A 21,661-nucleotide genomic window follows, 5' to 3' on the forward strand; every position below is an offset into this window, starting at 1 on the left:
TTTGATCCGCTCATGATCCTATGAGCGGATTTTTTTTAGACATAAAAATTCAGCTCCCCGTTCAGAACCAGGAGCTGACAAGGGCGCTTGCGCTTCTTTATTATTTTTTTAGGAGGATGTCAAATGGCAACCACAATGGCAACTATTATTTTTAATGAACTGACACTTGAAAAATCCCCATTTTCAGAAATACGGATTAAGAACTTCATAGATGAAATCGGACACGACTTCAAAGAGCTTGACCTGGATGATTACAGCACAAGAATCATCCAAAGCATCGAAGGCCGCAGCGAATACACAACATCCCAAATCTCCAATCTCCTTATTCTCGAAGGCCTCTCCAATATTAGTGAGCTTGAGCCTCAATGGACTTACTTTTGTGCTCGCATTTATCTAAGAAAGCTTTATAAGGAAGCTGCATTCAACCGCAATCAGCATAATGGATATGATTCGTTTCTGAACCTGATCAAAACACTCACTGATAAGGGCATATACAGTCCGCATTTGCTTAACGCTTATTCACATGAAGAAATAGAAAGCCTCTCATCCATCATTCAGCCGGAAAAAGACAAGCTGTTTACATATATTGGACTTCGCACTCTGTCTGACCGCTATTTAGCAAGAGATTTTGATAAAAAAGTATTTGAATTGCCTCAGGAACGTTATCTGGTCATTGCCATGACACTAATGGCCAATGAAAAGACAGAGCATCGTCTGCAGCTTGTCAAAGAAGCTTACTGGGCACTCAGCAATTTGTACATGACCGTTGCTACACCGACGCTTTCAAATGCCGGCAAGCCTGTTGGCCAGCTGTCGAGCTGTTTTATAGATACAGTAGATGATAGTCTGCAAGGAATCTTTGACAGCAATACAGATATTGCAAATCTTTCAAAGTCAGGCGGAGGCATTGGAGTTTATTTAGGAAAAATCCGCAGCCGCGGAAGTGACATCAAAGGCTTTAAAGGGGTCTCATCCGGTGTAATCCCATGGATGAAGCAGCTGAATAATACGGCAGTAAGCGTAGATCAGCTCGGTCAAAGAAAAGGAGCAATCGCTGTCTATTTGGATGTGTGGCATAAAGATATCTTTTCATTCCTGGATTCAAAGCTGAATAATGGCGATGAACGTTTAAGAACTCACGATTTATTTACAGGTGTCTGCTTGCCGGATCTTTTCATGGAGCAGGCGGAAAACCGCGGCGACTGGCATTTATTTGATCCGCATGAAGTCCGTAAAGTGATGGGGTATTCCTTAGAAGATTTCTATGATGAAGGAAAAGGCTTCGGCTCGTTCCGCGATAAGTATTGGGAATGCGTTAATCATCCTGATCTATCTAAACAAACCGTACCTGCTATTGAAATTATGAAAGGCATCATGAAAGGCCAGCTTGAATCAGGCACCCCATTCATGTTTTATCGTGATGAAGTAAACCGCAGCAATCCGAATTCACATAAAGGCATGGTCTATTGCAGCAATCTATGTACAGAAATCACTCAGAATCAGAGTGCAACGACTATGGATGAGCAATTCACAGAAGACGGCAAAATCATCACCGTTAAAACGCCGGGGGACTTTGTTGTCTGTAATCTGTCATCTATTAATCTGGCAAGAGCTGCGGGTGATGAAGTGCTGGAGCGCCTTATTACCATCCAGGTCAGAATGCTCGATAACGTGATTGATCTCAATGACATACCTGTGATGCAGGCTAAACTCACCAATCAGAAATACCGCGCAGTGGGCCTTGGAACATTCGGATGGCATCACCTGCTTGCTTTAAAACGTCTGAAATGGGAAGACGAAGAAGCCGTACAGTATGCTGACAAATTATATGAAGAGATTGCCTTTTACACGATCCAGGCAAGTATGAAGCTTGCTGCTGAAAAAGGAGCCTATCCAGTTTTTGAGGGATCAAAATGGCATACCGGAGAGTATTTCGAAAGCAGAGATTACACATCCGAAAATATGCCATGGGATGAATTAAAACAGCAGGTAATGGAAAAAGGGCTTCGCAACGGCTACTTAATGGCGGTGGCGCCAAATGCTTCAACCTCCATTCTTGCAGGCAGTACAGCGAGCATCGATCCAATTTTCCAAAAAATGTACTCTGAAGAGAAAAAGGATTATAAAATACCTGTTACTGCTCCAGATTTAAATGCCGAAACCACATGGTACTACAAGTCAGCCTATTTTATTGATCAAATGTGGAGCATCAGGCAAAATGCCGCAAGACAAAAGCATATTGATCAATCGGTTTCGTTTAATTTTTATGTACAGAACACGATAAAAGCAAAAGAATTGCTGAACTTGCACCTATCAGCCTGGAAGGCAGGTTTAAAGACCACCTATTATGTCCGGTCTACTTCAAGTGCCATAGAAGACTGTGAGTCTTGCGCTAGCTAAAAGGAGAGAAAAATCATGACACATTCATTGAAAGCAAGGTCAATTATGGATGCCGGGGCACCAAACAAGTCCACAGCCATTATTAACGGCAGCAGCTCCAATGTATTGAATTGGGACGACGTTTCCTATCCCTGGGCTTACGCAAAATATAAAAAAATGCTGGCAAACTTCTGGACACCATTTGAAATTAATATGTCCGGCGATATTAAGCAGTTCCCCCAATTATCACAAGAAGAGCAGGATGCTTTTCTGAAAATCATCGGTCTGCTGGCACTGCTTGACAGCATCCAGACCGATTATGCAGGAAAGGTCTCAGAATATATAACAGATTCAAGCATTAACGCATTGATGATTATGCTCGCACAGCAGGAAGTCATCCATAATCATTCATACTCTTATGTTCTGTCAAGCATTGTTCCGAAGCACGTGCAGGATGAAGTATTTGAATATTGGAGAAGCGAACCTATTTTAAGAAAGCGGAACGAGTTTGTCACGAATGGGTATCAGGACTTTGCCGAGGATCCCAATGTCAGCAATCTTCTTAAATCCATTGTGTATGATGTCATTCTTGAAGGTCTGTTTTTTTACTCAGGTTTTGCTTATTTCTACAACCTTGCCCGCAATCAAAAAATGGTCGCTACAAGCACGATGATTAACTACATTAACCGTGATGAACAAATACACGTAGATTTGTTTGTGAAAATCTTCAAAGAAGTGCTGCGAGAGTACCCGGAATATCATACAGAGGAACTCGCAGCTTTTGTCAAAGAAACCTTTATGGAAGCTGCTGCTCTTGAAATTGAGTGGGGACGCTTTATCATAGGCAATAAAATAGACGGAATTCATATGAAGGACGTTGAGGATTATATAAAATTTTATGCAAATGTCAGGTGCAATCAGCTTGGCTTTGACCGCCCATTTGAGGAAAACCGGACCAATCCGCTGAAGTGGATTAAAGCTTATGAAGAAGTAGATCTCGGAAAGTCTGATTTCTTTGAGCAAAAATCACGGCAGTATACGAAAGTTAACTCCATCGACAACGGATTTGATGACCTGTAACCTATAACAAAACGAATGAACCGTCTATTGCAGGCGGTTTATTTTTTGCCGTAAATAAAAAGTGATACAAAATCATTTTATATCCGTTATCCTATATACGATGAATGACATCTCCAGCGTTTCAAATCGCGGCTATTGATGATATCCTTTAATTTATGAAAGTCTGATCAAATTAGAGGAGATTGGGAGATGACAGGAAACGACGACGCTTTATTGTACGAAAGAATCCGCAATAAAGATAAAGATGCTCTTGAAATCATGTACGATCGTTACGAAAAGCTGCTATTTTCTTTTGCCTGCCGCAAATAACAATCAAAAGAGGATACGGTGTACCGTACTCTCTCTTTCATTTGCCCAAACAGTATATTTTGAGTTTACTTTCTCTAATTAAAAAAGAGACTGCCCGCTAGACAGTCTCCCCATTTATTGTCCATGAAAGTTGTTCATATCCCGATTGTAATGATGAGTCTGCTGTTCTGCTTTTATTGCTGCAGCTTTAGGATCAGAGTAATAAACATTTCACTTTCTTCTTCGCTTCGTTCTTAAATCTCTGATCCATCAATCAGGATCAGCTCCAGAAAACCATACTTTTTTCACTAGAGACAAAATTATCAAGGGTTCACACGGTGTCTTAAAACGGCTGGTTACTGTTTAACTTCTTCCTCTTCCGCTTTTTCAATTAAAGTTGCTTCGTATATTTCTTCATCCGTCTGCACTTTAATACTTTCTTCCACACGAATTCTTCCTTTACCCATTTTATCTCCTCCTTTATTGATATCATAATTAATCTGAAAATTTAGTAAATAATGATTTATCCCCATTTATTTGACTTTATTTTTAATCGCAGCTAGGTTAAGGGCAAAATACATCGTTCTTTTAAGGGAGATTTTCGACTCTCGTAATGGAAAGAGTCCGGCGCGACACGATTTAACAATCTACAGAGAATTCGGGTCTTTTTACTTAGCTGCCAGTGTAAATTTTTTTGTTATTCTGCAGTATTTTTGAAAACTATGTCTTTTAATGGATGCTCTTCTTTTTAAAGCGGCCGCCTCTTACTTCCGTAATATTGGCAACAGCTAAAAAAGCAGAAGGATCTAATTCCTCTACAATTGATTTTAACTTCGCTTCTTCCAGTCTTGTAATCACACAAAAAATGACCTTTTTATTATCGCCAGTATACGCTCCTTCGCCGTTCAAGTACGTAACTCCGCGGCCGAGGCGGGCTAAGATTGCCTGACCCACCTCATCCGGATTCTCGCTTATAATCCATGCCGATTTCGATTCATCAAGTCCCTGTACGACCACGTCAATCGTTTTATAAGCAATGAAATAAGCAATAAGAGAATACATTGCACGGTCCCAGCCAAATACAAAACCGGCACTTCCTAAAATAAACAGGTTAAAAAACATGATAATCTCCCCGACGGAAAAAGGAGATTGCTTATTAAATAAAATCGCCAGAACTTCTGTACCGTCAAGTGATCCTCCGTACCTGATGACCAGACCGACTCCGATGCCAAGTATAATTCCGCCAAACACAGATGCAAGCAAGAGATCCTCCGTCAAAACAGGAACAGGATGAAGCAAAGCCGTCGTAAAAGACATAACTCCTACACCTAACAAAGTGGAAAGAGCAAACGTCTTTCCAATCTGGTTATACCCAATGAAGAAAAAGGGCACATTCAGAAAAAACAAGTAAATACCAAGCTTAACTTTCGTCAGATGAGAAAGGATAATAGAAATTCCCACAATCCCGCCATCTATCACACGATTAGGGACGAGGAAAATTTCCAGACCTATTGCCATCAAGACTGCACCGAAACAAATCAGCACCATGCGTTTGCCAATTTCAGCCTTTGGCAGCTTTTTGTGCTGTTTGATGACGGACATTTGATGGGGCTCCATTTATCCTCCTCCTTTTAGTCACTCTTTTTCATTTAGTTTATCAGATAAGGATCCGACGAAAAAGTCCGGGTTTGACTTTTTTGGATGAGCCGTTCTGACCGGGGATTAGGCGCTGGAGCTGGACATCAATGCGCAATTTTTTCCTTTCCTATAACTAAATATAGGTGCAGACTATCGCTGAAATGACTGATTACAAAAAAAACACCCTTATTCAGGGTGGTTGACACTAACTCTAAACTGATATTTTGTGATAAAATAAATAGTAAGAAAATTCAGACGGTGATGCGAATGAAAATGATTAATATTTGTGTAAAATGCAGCGGAAAAGGAAAGATCAGGTCAAAGCTTCCATTTTTCAAAAAAGCCTGCCCAGCCTGCAACGGGACGGGAAAGCGCGAAACAACCATTAAGAATTCGAAACGCGCCTGACCTTCTCTTTCTTTCCTTTATTCCTGCCATTTGCCCATTGCTTTTTTATTAGTTGCAATGACTGCTTTTTTTATCAAGTCGTCAAACCCGCCTTCTTGAAGGACTTTCATTCCCTCAGCTGTAGCTCCTCCCGGTGTTGTCACTTGCTCTCTAAGTTCTTTTGGCGCAAGCTTTGCTTTCAGCATAGAAGATGAGCCAGCCATCATCTGCGAGACAAGCCTGACAGCCGTTTCATGCGAGACGCCGTAGGACTCAGCCTGCTCAATCAGACTCTCAGAAAATGCATATAGAAAGGCTGGGGCGCTTCCGGTTATCGCTGTTAATTGATGAACCTGTTCTTCTGTACACTCCTCAGCTTCTCCAATGGCATCGAGCACTTGCTTCAGCATGCTTTTATGATTATCAAGAACAGCCTTTCCATATGAAACAAGTGACATGGATTGGCCAATTTCTGATGCAGTATTAGGGATTACCCATGCAGCCGGCGTATTCTCAGGCAGATGCTCTTCCAGGAAAGAAGGCCCGATCCCGGCAGCTATTGTGACAACGAAATGATGATGAATGAAAGGCTTCATATCCTGCAATAAACTCAAATGAACCTCTGGCGGCATTGCAAGAACAACCATATCCGCTTTTTCAATATCTTCCCTCCAATTTAAAGAAGGGATTATCTGATACTTTTTCTGAAGGTAAATCAGCTTTTCCTTATTCCTATGATTCGAAACGTAAATGTCTTTTACGTTTGGAGATTGTACAAGTCCAGATAAGATGGATTCCGCCATTCGGCCTGCCCCAATAAATAAAATCGTGCTTTTTTTCAATAAACTTCTTCCTCTCTTTATCATCTATCGTTATTTTATCAAACTTGAGAACACAAAAAAACCGGTGTCTTAACACCGGCTCCTAGCTGTACTGCTTTGTTTTTTCAAATGCATCCTGCTTAGCGCCTTCCACATAAATGGTGCGGCTTGGGAATGCAAAACCTACGCCCTCTTCTTCAAGGATCGCCATGATCTTATAATTAATATCCTGCTTCACACTTAAATGATCTGCATAGGCCGTTGTTTTCGTGAAGAAGTTTAAGAAAATATCAAGGCTGCTTTCTCCAAAAGCATTAAAGATGACATTGATTGTGTCATCATGAATCCCATCGTGCTCAGACAGCATATGTTCAATTCTCTTCACGCATGTTTTAAGCTGAGATTCTGTTGTGTCATATGTCACTCCAATAGTAAATTGGATTTGCCTTTTCCCCATTTTCGTCCAGTTTGTAATGGGTTCATTGGCAAGAGTGGAGTTTGGCACGGTTACAAGCGCCTGAGGAAATGTCCGGATTCTCGTGCTTCTGAATGAGATATCCTCTACAACCCCTTCAACGCTTGGCGTCTTAATCCAGTCGCCTAGCGTAAACGGCTTTTCTGTAATGATAATAATTCCGCCAAAAAAGTTGCCGATCGTTTCTTTCGCTGCAAGGGCAAATGCAAGGCCTCCAAGTCCGAGCCCTGCCACAAAACCATTTACATCATATTTAAATTCCTGAGCAATGATGCTGAAAGTCAGCGCAAGAATAAGAAATCGCATAACCTTGGATAAAAAGGGGCCAAGAATATCATCCATCTCAAGATCAAAACGGCGATTCACTTTGTCAAATAAAAGCGAGGAAGATGCCGTTAGATTGTAAAGACCCCATGCAAGCGTCAGCACAATGGAAGAACGATAAAATTGACTAAGAACGTCCCTTTGGTTATCTAAAAAAGGCGAATACAGAATGGCCAAATATAAACCGATCAGGATAAAAAACATGCGCAGCGGTTTTTCATAGGCAACCAGGACATTCCTGAAAATATCAGTCGGTGTTTTGTTGCTGAACTTCAAAATCATTTTGAATACGTATTTCGTAAAAAGTTTTCGAAGGACCATAAACAGCACGAAAATCCCTATGCTTACAGCAATTTCAATTAAACTTTCCGTTGTCATATATTTTTCAATCATGGACTTCTCTCCTTACTCTGTATACCTTATGTATTTACAAAATACTATTATACTAAACTATTCGAAAACCTCATCGTCTTTTGGTCCCTATTATTTTATAAAAACTGGTAACTTTGAGGGTATTTCCTTCGTCTTTCCTGTAACAAAACAAATTGAAGGGCGGCAGAAAAATGCATGACCACGTTATTTACCAAAATGAAACCTATACTATTTTTCATAAATATGAAAGCGGATATTGTGAGATTTTAAAAACAAGAGGCTATTCACGCGTCATTCTTGTACATGAATCTGAGCTCCATTATAAAGATAACTCGTAAATTTACATTCTCAGTTCAACTTTCTGGATTTTTACAGGAGATTCTGATACCGTTATCATTAAATCAATCCCGGGAGAGGTCTTAAATATGTCACTAAATACGTGGTTCGCTAAAGGATTAACTGCACAGGAATATATCGAAAAAATGAATGTAAATAAAGAAGAAATGAACGCAATCTACCAGAAGTTTTCATTAGATGAAGACGATGTATCCATTCTTGAGAGCATCCGCAATCAATCCCTTCGCGTCATTGTTCTGACAGAGGACTGGTGCGGGGATGCTATGCTGAACAACCCCATTCTATTAAAAATTGCAGAAGAGGCAGGAATGGACGTCCGCTTTTTGCTGCGCGACTCTAACTTGGAGCTAATGGATCAATATTTAACAAACGGTACATCACGTGCAATCCCCATCTTTATTTTCATCGATCAAGAAGGAAACGAAAAAGCTGTCTGGGGACCCCGCGCTCCAAAAATCCAGCAGCTCGTTGACCGTTTAAGAAAACCGCTGCCGGATAAAGAGGACCCTGAATTCAAAGCAAAGCAATCAGAAATGATTCAAACATTAACAGCATCCTATAAAGAAGACGAATCGCTGTGGAAAGAAGTTTCATACAGCATTATTACCACGCTTAAGAAGAAGAGATTACACGTTTAATCAGAAAAACTGCATATAAGATACAAATCTGACTTCAACACTTGAATCTTGTGTTCAATCTAAAAAAAGCAGTTGCCTCTAGGAGGTGACTGCTTTTTTAATAATGCTCACTTCAAGACCCATTTCAACGTTGCCTTTAATCGCACGGCTGATCATACAGGAGCTCTCTGCCCGCTCTGCAAGCTTTCTTGCAAGCTCTTCATCATTGACAGTTGCTGTGCTTTTTAACACAATGACAGGCCGATGAATGATTTTTTTATACGTAATCACACCTTTAGTTACATCGACCATTCCCTCTGATGTCATGGTAAGGTCTTCTTTGTCCAATCGACTGCGCTCCATCATAGCTGCAAGTGTGATGATATAGCAGGTTGCAGCAGCTCCAAGGAGCATTTCGTCAGGGTTTGTTCCAACACCAGGACCTTCCATCTCCGGCGGAATCGACACCTGTGTCTTTAAATTCCCGCTTTCGATTTCTCCGACGTCGTTTCTAAGGCCAGGCCAATGTGCTTTTAAATGAAAAGAATGTTCCGGCATGAGAATCCCTCCTTTACTTTAGTATATCCTCGTTAGAAAGTTGTCTTATGATCGGCATACTTAATTAACTCACAGCAACATTCGCCATGAAAGCAAGATAAGCAGAAACAATGAATAATACCGCAAATGCACAAGCAGCATATGCATTTCTTTTTTTAATGAAACTGATCACGATCATGCCAAGAAAAAGGGCTGCAAAAACAAAAAGCAGCATTCCATTCAGTGAGTATGCAAATCCGATTTCAATTGGCGCCTCGATCTTTAAGCCCTTAATGAATTCAAATAAAGGCGAAGCACCGTCTGAACGAAGTGTTGTGTTGACATCATGCGGCGGAGCCTGTGTTCCTAATACTCCTGTTAGGAAGAAAATGATCATGACGACAATGCTCTCGGCTCTTACCCAGACAAGAGTCTGGATATGACCTGTTCTTTTGCCTACAAAGCCATTCAAAAAAGCAAATAACAGCAGCGGGACTATACTTATATGTTTTAATAGAATTACTTGTCCATAAGATAAGCTCCATGAATGGACGTAATCATTCAGATCAACGACAAATGTCATGACGATCAACCCGCTTGCAGTCAAAACTGTCATACATACGAGCGCAAACGGCGTAAACCAGCTCAGTAAAGCCTGCCAATTCGATGTTTTTTTTGAAAACCAAGCTGTATGAAGCAATACTCCCGTCCACAATGTGACGGAAAGAAAATGAATGCTGTGAAATGCGATCCCCGGCCAGAAGGATAATGATGCAGCATGGCTTGCATATCCCAAAGCTACAATCATGAAAAGTAAAAGTACACCCTGAAAATATTTAGAACCATCCAAATAAATGGCAATCCATAGACATGCTGCGGCGGCTGCCGTCATTAACCACGATTGACCTGCCTGAAAATCAGCCAATACCGATTGTATCGTTTGACTGAGACCGGCCATATGATAAAAACTCAGGATAATTTTTAATACCGGCAGAAATGAAAAAACAACGATCAGCAAAACAGTTAGAAGCAAAAATGGTTTTGGAATTCGAATATCAGGTTTCTTGTCTTTTTTGACAAACTGCAGGACAACATGCCCAATTAAGAAAGAGAAGAGAACATACGTGATCCCTTCTCCAATCGGTATGAGATAAGCCATGCTGATCAGCCTTTCTTTTTCATTAAGAAAACAATACCGATAACGGCAATGACACCAATAGCAACTAGAATAGTCGTCATGACCGGGCTGTTCATAGCCTGCTCTGATTCCGCATTTTCTGTTTGTTCATCTGATTGTGCTGCCTTTTCATTATCAGCTTTCTGATTATCCTCATCCTCATTTACAGCTGATTCGTCTTCCTTTGATGATTGAGGCTCTTCTTCCTTGACCTCTTGCTGAACCGTAAAGGCGAGAGTGCCTTCCATCTCATGTCCATCTTCTCCAATAATTTTCCAGTCAGCTGTATATAATCCATTTTCGAGTTCACTTGATGAAATACCTTTAAGTGTTTCTCCTTCAGCCTTCACGTTCAGAGGAACCTCAGCACCATCTCTAGTTAATGAAATTGTACTTAATGACTCAATCGCTGTATCAAAGGTTAACTTAATTTCTTTCATTGGTTTCGTTACTGTTGATCCTTCTTCAGGAGTTGAAGAAGTCATATGTGTATGAGCAAAAGCTGTATTCGGCAAAATAAGTAAAACGAGCATTCCTAATAGAGTGAGTATCTTTTTCATATCATTATTCCTTTCTATAGTTACATTCTAATTTCATCTTAACATGATCCGTCACCTTCCCTTTCGCAGAAATTCGACAGTTTTCTAAACACTGCCTTTTAAAATGTTCCCTTCTAATAAAAAAAAACCCGGGAATACAACGACCCGAGTTTTTCAGCAGTTATCTGCAATTGTTTATTATCGTTATTTTAAAAACTGATTGTCTTTGTCTTTCTTTATTTGATTGCTTGTCTGAATGGCTTTTTCAATGCATACTTTTTAGTGTGATCTCAATTTCTTTCTTCGGTAATATCTAATAAAAATAATCGACAAAAAAAGAATACATCCAACTCCGATAAAAAATGGTCCAAATCTAGTAAGATACCCATTTACTGCTACAATGGAAGAGCCGAATTTATTGCCCATACAAAAAAAGAGAATGGCCCACAAAAAGGATGAACCATATGCCAGCAGAGCAAATTTCCAGAACTTTAATTTATTCATGCCTGCGAGGACTGGACCGAGATGCCGCAGCAGAGGGAAAAAATAGGTCATGCCTAGTGTATAATCGCCATGTCTTGCAAATAATTGCTGAAATTTGATAAACCTGCGCTGCGCTCTTTTTCTTCTGACTAAAAAAGACAGAGCCAGTTCCCCAAAGCTTTTCCCAACTAAAAACCAGAAGGTAAGTGCCGTCATGATCCCAAAATAGGATGAAAAAAAGGCAGGTACAGGGTGCAGAATCCCATGAGATGCAGCAAATCCGCCCATCATAACAATCACTTCATTCGGAAGAGGAATAAAAAAGGTTCCGGCAGAAAGCATTACAAACAGGGCAAGGTAGCCATACTCCTCTATAAAAACAAGTATCTCCGAAATCTCCATTTTCTCACTGCCTTCATCTTTATGTATGTTCCATTATACTAAGATAATAAGCGTTAGAATAGAAAGATGCCTTAGTCAATTTTACCGTCTTTTTTCAAGATGGAAATGAATGTATTCACGATCCCTTGATCAAAATGAATTCCGCTCCATTTCTTCAGTTCCCGTACCGCTTCGGCTGCACTAAGCGGACTCCGGTAAACGCGATCCTGTGTCATCGCATCATATGTATCACTTACTGTCACGATTTTTGATTCCAGCAGGATTTCTTCCGATTTCAGTCCAAAAGGATAGCCTGAACCATCTAACTTTTCATGATGCTGAAGAATGATATCACTTACACCTTTCTGATGTTTTAAAATATCAGCTCCGTCTGCGGGATGCTTCTTTATGTTAGAAAATTTCTCATCAGTTAGTTTGTCAGGTTTATTTAAGATCTCAGCCCTTACGTTAATTTTCCCGATATCATGAAGCAGCGATGCAACATAGAGATTCTCAAGCCTCTTCTTATCAAGTCCCATCTCTTTGGCAATCTTAATGGAATACTCCTGAACCCGCATACTGTGATTATATGTGTAGCGATCCTTTTGTTCTACTTTTTGTACCATACTTGTCCATTTCTCTATTTCGTCGCTTAAATCATCAAATGCCGGTTCTGTAATAAACCAAAGCAGTTCTAAATCGGTTAAAGCTTTAAAAAAGATTGGTTTTTTCAAGTCCTGAACATAGAAGTAATCTTTCTCCTTCAGTACTTTGCTTTCGTTATTCTCCTCAAAGAGAACTTCCCCTTTAATGATGTAATAAAATTCAAAGGAGTCTCTCTTTTCTCCTGGATAAATGTAGAACATGCGAACCTTCACTATGCTTTGAAAGAGAATTTCTGTTCCTTCATTTTTCAGCAGCAGACTTAATTCTGCCGACTCCTGTTTTACCGTATTGATGTAACTGCCCTGAATTTAAATGACCCAATAAAAAAACGATGCAGCTTGTGCTGCATCACTTTCCACATCTATATTCATTCAAAATTACTGGCACTCTCCACGTTTTCTCCCTGAAAAATCGTTTTAATCTTTTCCCGGTTTTTCTTGGAGACGAGAATATATAAAGTATCACCTGAAAAAATATTTGTATCTCCTCTCGGAGTGTGAAGTTTTTCATCTCTTATAACAGCCGTTATTAAAGCATCATTCGGCAGCTCAATGTCTTTTAATTCTTTTCCTGAAACAGTGGCGCCTTCCCCAACCTCAAGCTCAATCATCTCATTATTAGTTTTGCCGATCGAGATTAATTCAAGGGTATGGGGCACTGAATTTTTCTTGCTTTCTGACAGGTTCAGCTTATTGGCAAGAGGGGTAAGCGTCGCACCCTGAAGCAGCGCCGAAGTCAGGACAACGAAGAAAACGACATTAAAGATCAGCTGACTGTTCTCAAGTCCTGAAAGCATCGGATAAGTAGCCAGAACGATCGGAACCGCTCCTCTTAATCCCGCCCAGGAAATAAACAGTTTTTCCTTTACGGAAAACTTAGATACAAACATGCTGATGAAGACTCCTATTGGACGCGCCACTATCATTAAGATCACTGACAGCAGCAAACCTTCCCAAACGATGTCCAAAAGCTGATTCGGGAACACAAGCAAGCCAAGTAATATAAACATTAAAATCTGCATCATCCAAGCAAAGCCTTCATTAAAACGAATGATCGAATGGCGGAAGGTTAAATCTGAATTTCCGACTATGACAGCCATGACATAAACAGCAAGGAGTCCGCTTGCGTGTGCGAACGTGGTTAAGCTGTAAGTTAAAATGGCAAAGGCAAGCGATAAAACCGGATATAGCCCGGATGAATCCAAATTTATTTTGTTAATGGTCCACACTGCAAGCTTTCCGAAGAGTAAACCTGCTGCAAGACCAAAGCCCATCTCCCAGAAGAATCTTAAGACAAGTCCAATAAAACTCGTATCTGGCTGCCCAATCAAATGAATGATCGTTACTGTCAGAAATACGGCCATTGGATCATTCGTACCAGATTCAGCCTCCAGAGTAGACGTCAACTTCTTTCTGATGTTTTTGTTGCCGAGAACAGCAAACACTGCTGCTGCATCAGTTGATCCAACGATTGCTCCAAACAATAACCCCTCAAGCCAGGTTAAATCGAGAATGAATTTTGCAAATACGCCGATTATGATCGTCGTTATAAAAACGCCGATTGTAGCAAGCATGGATGATGGCACAAGAATTTTTCTGACATCTACCCATTTTGTCTGTAATCCCCCGTCAAAAATAATAATCACCAGGGCAATAATTCCGAATAACTGGGCAAGCTTTGCATTATCAAAATAAATATAATTGCTGAGCACCATACCGACAACAATAAAAAAAACCAGGGAAGGCAAACCAAGCCGAGAGGAAAACTTTGCAGTCATAACACCGATTGTTAGAAGAACAGCTAAAATTAAAATGATATGATCAACAGAAAACGACAATACTGCATCACCTCACAGTTTCATTTTGACACAACGTTTTGAAGAGACTTAATAGAGGAATAAGTCTATTTTATCTCAGCATTCAGCCTATCGTCTAGAAATTGGCCTGAGGAAAAAGATTTTCCGAATGAAAGTCCATGGATGTTTCTTCCTCCTATATAATGGTTTATAGAATGAATCTGAGGGAAACAACAAAGAAAACTAATAACATCTTTTTATCCAAACAGAATTCATCTGAACAATGATGTCGCCTATGTTCAAATCTTAAACACCGCCCCCCTGTAACCTATCTTTTATGATAGGTTTTTCTTTTACACAAATTTGACTAAAATCCTTACAGGACTTTCCAAATTCATCAAGAAGTTATCCTTATAAATAAACAATAGGGGGAACTTTTTTTGAAGAAGAGCAATGAGGATATAGCAAACAGAGATTTAATGAGTTCTATATATAAGGATTATGAAAAAAAAGGCGGAGCTGAAAAATTGCCGGGCATGGGTAAGCCACTTCCAAAAAGCGCTCTAGAGGGGGATATTTTCACGAAAATTGTCAAAAACGCAAACTACCTCCCTGCATGGATTAAAATGCAAAAAGAAATTAAGCAGCGCATAGAAAAATTGATGAAACTCACTGATGATGAAAAACGTATAACAGAAGCTGAGCAAATTAATAAGGAAATTATGAAATATAACCGTTCTTGTCCCGCAGCCCTGCAGAAAAACTTACTATCTCTTAATGAGCTTGAAAAACATTACAAACTTTGGGAATAACAGATTCATACTGGAATGTCATGGCGAAGCCTGCTGCATTATCGTAACGAGTAAGTGAGACAGGGCTATGGCATGATATAATGAAAACAATTTGTTTCACCTTTTCCCCATATGGGAAAAGCTACATATGGCAAATCTCCGCAAACTCATGTAAGTGAGAAATACATCAAAAGGTGGTGCATGTCATTTGCCGAAGGACCGCATTTTTAAAATTGGTTATGGAATCATTATCTTTTTAACGATTATTCTGCTGTCGACTAAAGTAGATTTCATTTTCAGACCGCTTGAAATCATATTCACGACCTTATTTTTCCCGTTTTTGGTTTCAGGGATCATCTTTTATTTACTTCGTCCGATCGTGCGATTTTTAGGAAGAAAAGGCGTTCCGAATACCATCTCGATCATCATTATTTATCTGCTCGTTATTGGCCTTGGAACATTGGTCGTATTCTTGATCGGACCGGCTATTCAGAAACAATTTCAAGAACTGATCAAAAACTTTCCTCAGATTGTGCAAACCCTGCAGGATAACCTTCTCGCTCTTAGAGAAAATAAATGGTTTGCCCGGTTTGAACAGAATGATATTTTGACATTTGAAAAGATGACAGCTTCTGTTACAGATTATTTCCAGGCAAATGTAAGCAATATCGGCAGCCGTGTTTCTAATTTCATCGGCATTCTGACAAGCATTGCAACAATCTTTGTAACCGTGCCGTTTATTGTTTTTTATTTGCTGAAAGATGGTGAATATGCACCAAAACAAGTTTTGCGCTTTTTACCTTATACAAAGGCAAACGAAGCGAAGCTCATTTTAAAAGATATGGATCATGCCCTTAGCTCGTACATTCAGGGACAGGCTCTTGTCAGTCTTGTCGTTGGTGTAATGATGTACATAGGTTACTTAATCATTGGACTTGATTATTCCATTCTGCTTGCGATGTTTGCGATGCTGACAAACGTCATTCCATTCCTTGGACCGTTTATAGCAGTAATCCCTGCTGTAATTGTAGGCTTCCTGGATTCACCTTTTATGGTTGTACAAGTACTCATAGTCGTCATTATTGTTCAGCAAATCGACGGCAATGTTTCTTCTCCGCTGATCATGGGCAAAAGACTTGATATTCACCCTTTAACTATCATCTTGCTCCTGATTGTTGCAGGAAGCATGGGCGGATTGCTTGGAATGCTTCTTGCCGTTCCGACCTACGCCATATTGAAGGTCATATGCAGCCATTCTTACAGACTTTACCTTCTCCGGAAAGAGCGGCTCGATCCAATCCAAAACACGAATATCGACATTGAAATTGAGTAATTTCAGCAGTTTGAAGGATAGTAACAGCAGTAAAATAATCATGATTTGGCAGGTGGGCATATGACGTTTTTTCAGCTTCTTAAAAAGGGAAATAAATCTTCAGGCATTGCAGCTCTCGGGAATACGGCATTAACGATTATTAAAGGAATCGCCGCTTTTATAAGCGGGAATGGAACCATGTATGCCACCACTTTGCATTCAGCAGCAGATGCCATTAACCAGGGGTTTGTTTTTATCGGAAGCGCTCTTGCTGAAAAAGCTCCGACAAAACGATTTCCAACCGGATTCGGACGTGTGGTGAATCTCTTCGTCTTGATTGCGGTTATCGTGATCTCCATTATGGCATACGAAACGTTTCATAAAGGCTGGGAGCTGATTCAGCACCCTAAAGCAACCACAAATATCCTGTTAAATGCAGGAATCCTTGTTATCGCCGTTATCATTGACGGTCTCATTCTTATTAAAGCAATGAAAGAAATTGCACATGAGACAAGAACAGAAGCAAAAGGATTTGCTGTTGCAGCAAATGCATTTAAAAATGTAAGTCTTGCTTCGCCGCCAACAAGACTTGTTTTCTACGAAGACATCATTGCTACATTTGGTGCATTATTAGCTCTTGTATCAATCGTAGTATCTTATTTCACCGGTCTTTACGTTTTAGATGGTGTAGGTACTCTGCTGATTGGAGTATTGCTGATAGGCATTGCCGTTAAAATCGGTTATGAAAATACAATTGGATTAATCGGAGTTGCTGCTCCAAAAGATGTCGAGGACCGAATTGCAGAAATGATTCTATCTGACCCTGACGTTGAAGACATTAAAAATCTCCGTATTCTTCAGGAGGGGCGCAAATACCATGTTGAAAGCTATTTGGAACTAAAACCCGGGTTATCTCTAGCTGTTGCAGATGATATTAAAATCCGGGTGAAGGATCACTTATATACCGATCCTGATATTGCAGATGTCACACTTGGCATTTTCGAATCAGACGGAGTGAAAACATGGGGAATGAATGAAACTGAATAAAAGCTTAGATAAAGAAGACCATTTTTAAATGGTCTTTTTTTGTTTGTCATTTTTTTTAAAGCGTTTAAAACTGGATACTAAACGGATGGTTCAAATGTTTTCCAAATACAAATATGGGGTTATGGAAAAAAAGTGAAACTTTATTTAGTTTTAATCGTTTAAGAAAGTGTACACCTTGATTCACCAAATTGGAGAGGAGCTCGTTAATTTTGAAAAAATCAGGATGGATTATCAGTTTATTGTTTGCATTGCTTTTAGCTGGATGCGGTCAAAGCACCGCTACTACAGAAAAAGAAGATAAAGCTTCAGAGACTGCTGAAACGGAAGCTGAAACCAAAGAAACAAGTGAAACTGACAAAAATGCAACATCTCAGGAAGTATTGGCAGCAGCAAGTGAAAAATCTGCTGAGCTTAAAAATTTCGCTATGGACGGCACAATGAAAATGATTATGACATCTGAAGAAGGAACGATGGAGACAAATGCAGATATGCAGACAAAAACAAATGTTGAGCCTCTTATCATGCAGCAGACGATGCAAATGGAAGCAGAAGGACAAACGAATACAATTGATATGTATATGGATAAGGAATTCATTTACATAAAAGATGTGCAGTCAGGCGGATGGGTTAAAATGAAGCAGGCTGGACCAGGCATGGGTGAAATGATGAATCAGCAGAAAACGATGACTCCTGCTGAGCAAATCAAACAGCTGGAACAAATGGCAGATGATATCCAGATGGAAGAAACCGAAAGTGAATATATATTTAATGTTAAAGGCAATGGTGAAAAACTGATGAGTCTTACAGGGAATATGATGGGCTCTGATCCTTCTATGCAGGCAGCATTGGAGCAAATGGACATTGAGCAAATTGATTATACGTACACGCTTGACAAAGAAACCTATTTCCCAAAATCATTAAAAATGGACATTAAAATGTTCATTACTGAAAATGAACAGAAGATCGAAATGCAGCAAACGATCACGTCTGAATTCTCAGAAATGAATGAGCTTAAGAACTTCTCTATTCCTGAAGAAGTGTTAAATGAAGCAGTTGAGGTTGATCCTGCTGCCTAGAAAAGCGGAACCGCCCGTTTAGCCCCGACAGGCAGATAAGGATTCACCCGGAAAGTCGGGGTTTGACTTTTTGGGGGAATCTGTTCTGACCGAGGGGTTGGGCGGTGGAGCTGGACAATTAGAAAAGCGGAACCGCCCGTTTAGCCCATATCTACATGATTAATGAAACAGGAGATCTCTCAGTCGAGATCTCCTGTTTACTTACCAGCCCATTCTTTTTCTAAGGCTCTCAATATGAGCAATATGATGATTCCCATGCCACGCATAAACACCCAGTGTTTCAGCCAGTGTAGCGGAGGTTTTATTCGCAGGGTGATAAAATGTCCTGTTTAAATCAGATTCAGAGAGAGACGATGCAAGCATGACCAAGCGTTTATGCAAATGCTCAAGCAATACGAGCGACACCTCCATTTCCCCATGCTTTGAATCTTCCAATTCTGCCCATGCCTTTTCCTCATATGGACGAATAACCGGGTTCTCTTCTGTTAAGGCAAGTTTTATTCTTATATAAGCATTCATATGACTGTCTGCCAAATGATGAACTACCTGGCGCACGCTCCACCCTCCTTCACGATAAGGGGTATCCAGCTGTAAATCTGATAAATCCAAAAGAGCTGTTTTTAATCTTGAGGGCGCTGCAGCCAGTTCATCAAGCCAGCCTTTCAAATGGATTGTTTCTATTTTTTCAGGTGCATAAAAAAGACCAATAGGATACTTTAAATCTTGCATTTTATCATCCCTCTCCAATTATTCTCTCTTCTATTTATTATCCAGGTTATTGAATGAGAACTCCCCCGGCAGCCCCTGCAAGAACCACGAGCCAAGGCGGGAGCTTCCAGTAGACAAGAAGCGCAAATGCTATTAAAGCGAGGGCAAAGTCGCCGGTCGTTTTGATTGCACTTATCCATACCGGATTGTAAAGCGCTGCAAGCAGAATACCGACAACAGCAGCATTCACTCCCATTAATGCGGCTTGTACGCTGCTTTTTTCTCTTAGCGTATTCCAAAACGGGAGCATGGCAACGACGAGCAGAAACGACGGTAAAAACATTGCTGCTGTTGCAGCGATTGCACCTGATACACCATTGATCGATGCACCCAGATAACTTGCAAAAGTAAACAGCGGTCCCGGTACTGCCTGTGCAGCTCCATAACCGGCAAGGAAGATCTCTTCGCTTATCCATCCTTGCGGCACGACTTCCCGTTCAATCATCGGAAGCACGACATGTCCCCCGCCAAATACGATTGAACCAACACGGTAAAAGGTATCAAAGATAGCCGTCCATATAGAGGGGAACACTTGCCTGATCACCGGAAGAAGAATCAGCAGCCCCAAAAATAAAACCCAGGCTATGATACCTGTTTTTTTGCTTATGGATATATTCAACTTTTCTGCCTTTGAAACCTCTTTATTTTTGTACATCATATATCCAGCAGCGCCTGCAATTAATATAATAGCGATTTGCCCAAGTGCGGTTGGAAAGAAAAGGGCACAAACAGCAGCAATAATGGCCATTGTAATTCTCGGCCTGTCCGGAGTCAGATTTTTCCCCATGCCCAAAATGGCCTGCGCAACAACTGCCACGGCAACAATCTTCAGACCATCGATCCATCCTGAATCTTCCGCCTGAAAGCCTGTTACAAAATAAGCAAATAAGATAAGGGCAATGACAGAAGGAATCGTAAATCCAAACCATGATAAAAATCCTCCTACCATGCCGCCCCGGACTATGCCAATTGAGATTCCGACCTGACTGCTCGCCGGACCCGGAAGGAACTGGCACAAGGCCACTAAATCAGCATAGCCCCGTTCGTCAAGCCACTTCCTCTTCTTTACATATTCATCTCTGAAATAACCTAAATGTGCAACAGGACCGCCAAATGACGTCAGCCCAAGCTTAGTAGACACAAGCAGGATTTCAAGCCACGTTTTAAACATTTTTTCACCATTCCTCCTTTAAGACTTCTCTGGCAAGCTCTCTCAGCATCACTTTTGATTTTTCCAATGCTTCCTCCCCTTCTTTTGTTATGCTGTAGTACTTGCGGATCCGCCCATTTTCTTTTTTATCTTCCCTAGTAAGGAATCCAGCTTTCTCAAGGTTGTGCAGATACGGGTATAGAGTGCCCGGTCCAATTTCATAGCCGTGGCTGTGCAATTCCTCAATCATGAATGAACCGTAAATCGGCTCGATTTTCGCATGATACAGAATGTGAATTTTAATGGCTCCAAGAATGAATTCACGCAATTATAAGATGCGCCTCCTTAATATCGGATTTCGATATTGCTTAACAATAATATAACAAATAATTATTAATTCTATGTAAAGGTTGAATGATAAAAAGGTTAACCGCGAAAAGCCTCTTTTTAACTTTTTTAAGAATACAAAAGAGACCAGAGCATCAGCCCTGGCCTCCTAGTGATGACTATGATCATCTTCTGCATTTTTTGTCTTTTCAGGTTCTTTCGCTTTTTCAGCCTTTTCTTTAGAAACTTCCCCTACTGTGAATTCTTTTTTTGGCATAACGTGCATGTCACGGGCGGTCACATGTGTTTGAACAAAATATATGCCATCTTCGCTGAACGTTTTCTTGATTTCATAGATGCCTTTGCCTTTATGTACCGCTTTGATCATTTCGCTATCTTCTTTACTTTCAGCTTTCCATATTTCGAATTCCACGCCGGAAGCATCATCTACTGCATCTTCGCCTTGTGTTACAGCGACAGAGAGCGTTTCTTCTTTATTTTTGCTGATTTCAGAAGGCAGTCTTATATCAGCGTTAACCATTAAAGAACCTTCAGCTGAGTTATCACCGGAGTCCATCGAGCAGGCCGAGGCAAGCATTACACCGGCTAATAAAAATAAAGCTGCTAGTATTCGATTCATTTCATATTTCCTCTCCTATTAAGAAGCAGTATATACACGATAACTATTGTAACCGCTTTATCCCATAACAGTCAAAAAGCTTCTTTCCAATGTCAGAACGAAGAATGCACCCTTTTAGGATTCGCTTAGAATAAACTCCAATAATAAAAGCCGCATTCCAGCGGCTTTTCGTTAACACTGCGGTGGTTCTTCCATCCAATTATGCTTTATCATCAGCTTTGCCCCTTCTTTTGT

21 protein-coding genes are annotated in these 21,661 nt (G+C 40.4%); 7 read left to right on the top strand and 14 right to left on the bottom strand.

The genetic code is table 11. The features are described 5' to 3' along the window. Window positions 1-123: 123 nt before the first annotated feature. Both QFZ72_RS24405 and QFZ72_RS24410 read left to right on the top strand, forming a co-directional pair. Window positions 124-2,400 (top strand): ribonucleoside-diphosphate reductase subunit alpha, encoded by a 2,277-nt coding sequence (locus QFZ72_RS24405; protein ID WP_307438609.1) that lies wholly within the window; start codon window positions 124-126, stop codon window positions 2,398-2,400. 15 nt (window positions 2,401-2,415) lie between these two features. Further along, complete coding sequence (locus QFZ72_RS24410; protein WP_307438610.1) at window positions 2,416-3,459, top strand: ribonucleotide-diphosphate reductase subunit beta; 1,044 nt, start codon at window positions 2,416-2,418, stop codon at window positions 3,457-3,459. 644 nt (window positions 3,460-4,103) lie between these two features. Here the strand turns inward: QFZ72_RS24410 and QFZ72_RS24415 are convergent. The 4 genes from QFZ72_RS24415 to QFZ72_RS24430 form a co-directional block, all read right to left on the bottom strand. After that, the gene (locus tag QFZ72_RS24415) at window positions 4,104-4,214 is read right to left on the bottom strand and encodes a YhdX family protein (protein WP_307438612.1); all 111 of its coding nucleotides are present in this window, start codon (window positions 4,212-4,214) and stop codon (window positions 4,104-4,106) included. Window positions 4,215-4,476: 262 nt separating this feature from the next. Further along, complete coding sequence (locus QFZ72_RS24420) at window positions 4,477-5,364, bottom strand: YitT family protein (RefSeq protein WP_252203755.1); 888 nt, start codon at window positions 5,362-5,364, stop codon at window positions 4,477-4,479. 446 nt (window positions 5,365-5,810) lie between these two features. Next, a complete protein-coding gene (gene proC, locus QFZ72_RS24425) occupies window positions 5,811-6,638 on the bottom strand; it encodes a pyrroline-5-carboxylate reductase (RefSeq protein ID WP_307438615.1) in 828 nt (275 codons plus the stop codon). A 58-nt stretch (window positions 6,639-6,696) separates the two neighbouring features. Continuing rightward, a complete protein-coding gene (locus tag QFZ72_RS24430) occupies window positions 6,697-7,785 on the bottom strand; it encodes a mechanosensitive ion channel family protein (protein ID WP_307438617.1) in 1,089 nt (362 codons plus the stop codon). Between the two features lie 404 nt (window positions 7,786-8,189). Between QFZ72_RS24430 and QFZ72_RS24435 the strand changes: the two genes are divergently transcribed. Further along, window positions 8,190-8,759 carry a thioredoxin family protein gene (locus tag QFZ72_RS24435; protein ID WP_307438619.1) on the top strand — a complete coding sequence of 190 codons (570 nt, stop codon included), beginning with the start codon at window positions 8,190-8,192 and terminating at the stop codon, window positions 8,757-8,759. Window positions 8,760-8,837: 78 nt separating this feature from the next. On the opposite strand, the gene QFZ72_RS24440 is transcribed toward QFZ72_RS24435, so the two are convergent. The 6 genes from QFZ72_RS24440 to QFZ72_RS24465 all read right to left on the bottom strand — a co-directional run bounded on the left by QFZ72_RS24440 (window position 8,838) and on the right by QFZ72_RS24465 (window position 14,358). After that, the gene (locus tag QFZ72_RS24440; RefSeq protein WP_307438621.1) at window positions 8,838-9,296 is read right to left on the bottom strand and encodes an OsmC family protein; all 459 of its coding nucleotides are present in this window, start codon (window positions 9,294-9,296) and stop codon (window positions 8,838-8,840) included. Window positions 9,297-9,360: 64 nt separating this feature from the next. Beyond that, window positions 9,361-10,434 (bottom strand): copper resistance D family protein, encoded by a 1,074-nt coding sequence (locus QFZ72_RS24445; RefSeq protein WP_307438624.1) that lies wholly within the window; start codon window positions 10,432-10,434, stop codon window positions 9,361-9,363. A gap of 5 nt (window positions 10,435-10,439) precedes the next feature. After that, on the bottom strand, window positions 10,440-11,012 hold the full coding sequence (locus QFZ72_RS24450) for a copper resistance CopC family protein (protein WP_307438625.1): 573 nt from the start codon (window positions 11,010-11,012) through the stop codon (window positions 10,440-10,442). 258 nt (window positions 11,013-11,270) lie between these two features. Further along, window positions 11,271-11,876, bottom strand: coding sequence for a DedA family protein (locus QFZ72_RS24455; protein WP_307438627.1), 606 nt, complete (start codon window positions 11,874-11,876; stop codon window positions 11,271-11,273). Window positions 11,877-11,947: 71 nt separating this feature from the next. Then, window positions 11,948-12,721, bottom strand: coding sequence for an HD-GYP domain-containing protein (locus tag QFZ72_RS24460; RefSeq protein WP_307438629.1), 774 nt, complete (start codon window positions 12,719-12,721; stop codon window positions 11,948-11,950). A gap of 167 nt (window positions 12,722-12,888) precedes the next feature. Beyond that, window positions 12,889-14,358: a potassium/proton antiporter gene (locus tag QFZ72_RS24465; protein ID WP_307438631.1), complete on the bottom strand. Its 1,470-nt coding sequence runs from the start codon at window positions 14,356-14,358 to the stop codon at window positions 12,889-12,891. 398 nt (window positions 14,359-14,756) lie between these two features. Here QFZ72_RS24465 and QFZ72_RS24470 point away from each other — a divergent pair, with 398 nt between their 5' ends. The 4 genes from QFZ72_RS24470 (at window position 14,757) to QFZ72_RS24485 (ending at window position 18,542) form a co-directional block, all read left to right on the top strand. Beyond that, window positions 14,757-15,128: a DnaJ family domain-containing protein gene (locus QFZ72_RS24470; protein ID WP_307438632.1), complete on the top strand. Its 372-nt coding sequence runs from the start codon at window positions 14,757-14,759 to the stop codon at window positions 15,126-15,128. Between the two features lie 187 nt (window positions 15,129-15,315). After that, a complete protein-coding gene (locus QFZ72_RS24475) occupies window positions 15,316-16,440 on the top strand; it encodes an AI-2E family transporter (protein ID WP_307438634.1) in 1,125 nt (374 codons plus the stop codon). A 60-nt stretch (window positions 16,441-16,500) separates the two neighbouring features. Further along, on the top strand, window positions 16,501-17,466 hold the full coding sequence (locus QFZ72_RS24480) for a cation diffusion facilitator family transporter (protein WP_307438638.1): 966 nt from the start codon (window positions 16,501-16,503) through the stop codon (window positions 17,464-17,466). Between the two features lie 209 nt (window positions 17,467-17,675). After that, window positions 17,676-18,542, top strand: a complete 867-nt coding sequence (locus tag QFZ72_RS24485; protein ID WP_307438639.1) for a DUF6612 family protein — start codon at window positions 17,676-17,678, stop codon at window positions 18,540-18,542. 201 nt (window positions 18,543-18,743) lie between these two features. Here the strand turns inward: QFZ72_RS24485 and QFZ72_RS24490 are convergent, their stop codons facing one another. From QFZ72_RS24490 to QFZ72_RS24505, 4 genes are all read right to left on the bottom strand, one after another. Next, window positions 18,744-19,271 (bottom strand): YfiT family bacillithiol transferase, encoded by a 528-nt coding sequence (locus QFZ72_RS24490; RefSeq protein ID WP_307438641.1) that lies wholly within the window; start codon window positions 19,269-19,271, stop codon window positions 18,744-18,746. 46 nt (window positions 19,272-19,317) lie between these two features. After that, window positions 19,318-20,481 (bottom strand): chromate efflux transporter, encoded by a 1,164-nt coding sequence (chrA, locus tag QFZ72_RS24495; RefSeq protein ID WP_307438643.1) that lies wholly within the window; start codon window positions 20,479-20,481, stop codon window positions 19,318-19,320. 4 nt (window positions 20,482-20,485) lie between these two features. Then, window positions 20,486-20,788, bottom strand: coding sequence for a PadR family transcriptional regulator (locus QFZ72_RS24500; RefSeq protein WP_307438645.1), 303 nt, complete (start codon window positions 20,786-20,788; stop codon window positions 20,486-20,488). Window positions 20,789-20,956: 168 nt separating this feature from the next. After that, window positions 20,957-21,427 carry a FixH family protein gene (locus QFZ72_RS24505; RefSeq protein ID WP_307438647.1) on the bottom strand — a complete coding sequence of 157 codons (471 nt, stop codon included), beginning with the start codon at window positions 21,425-21,427 and terminating at the stop codon, window positions 20,957-20,959. Between the last annotated feature and the right edge of the window lie 234 nt (window positions 21,428-21,661).

It is taken from the genome of Bacillus sp. V2I10, from assembly GCF_030817055.1.
Lineage (GTDB): Bacteria > Bacillota > Bacilli > Bacillales > Bacillaceae > Bacillus_P.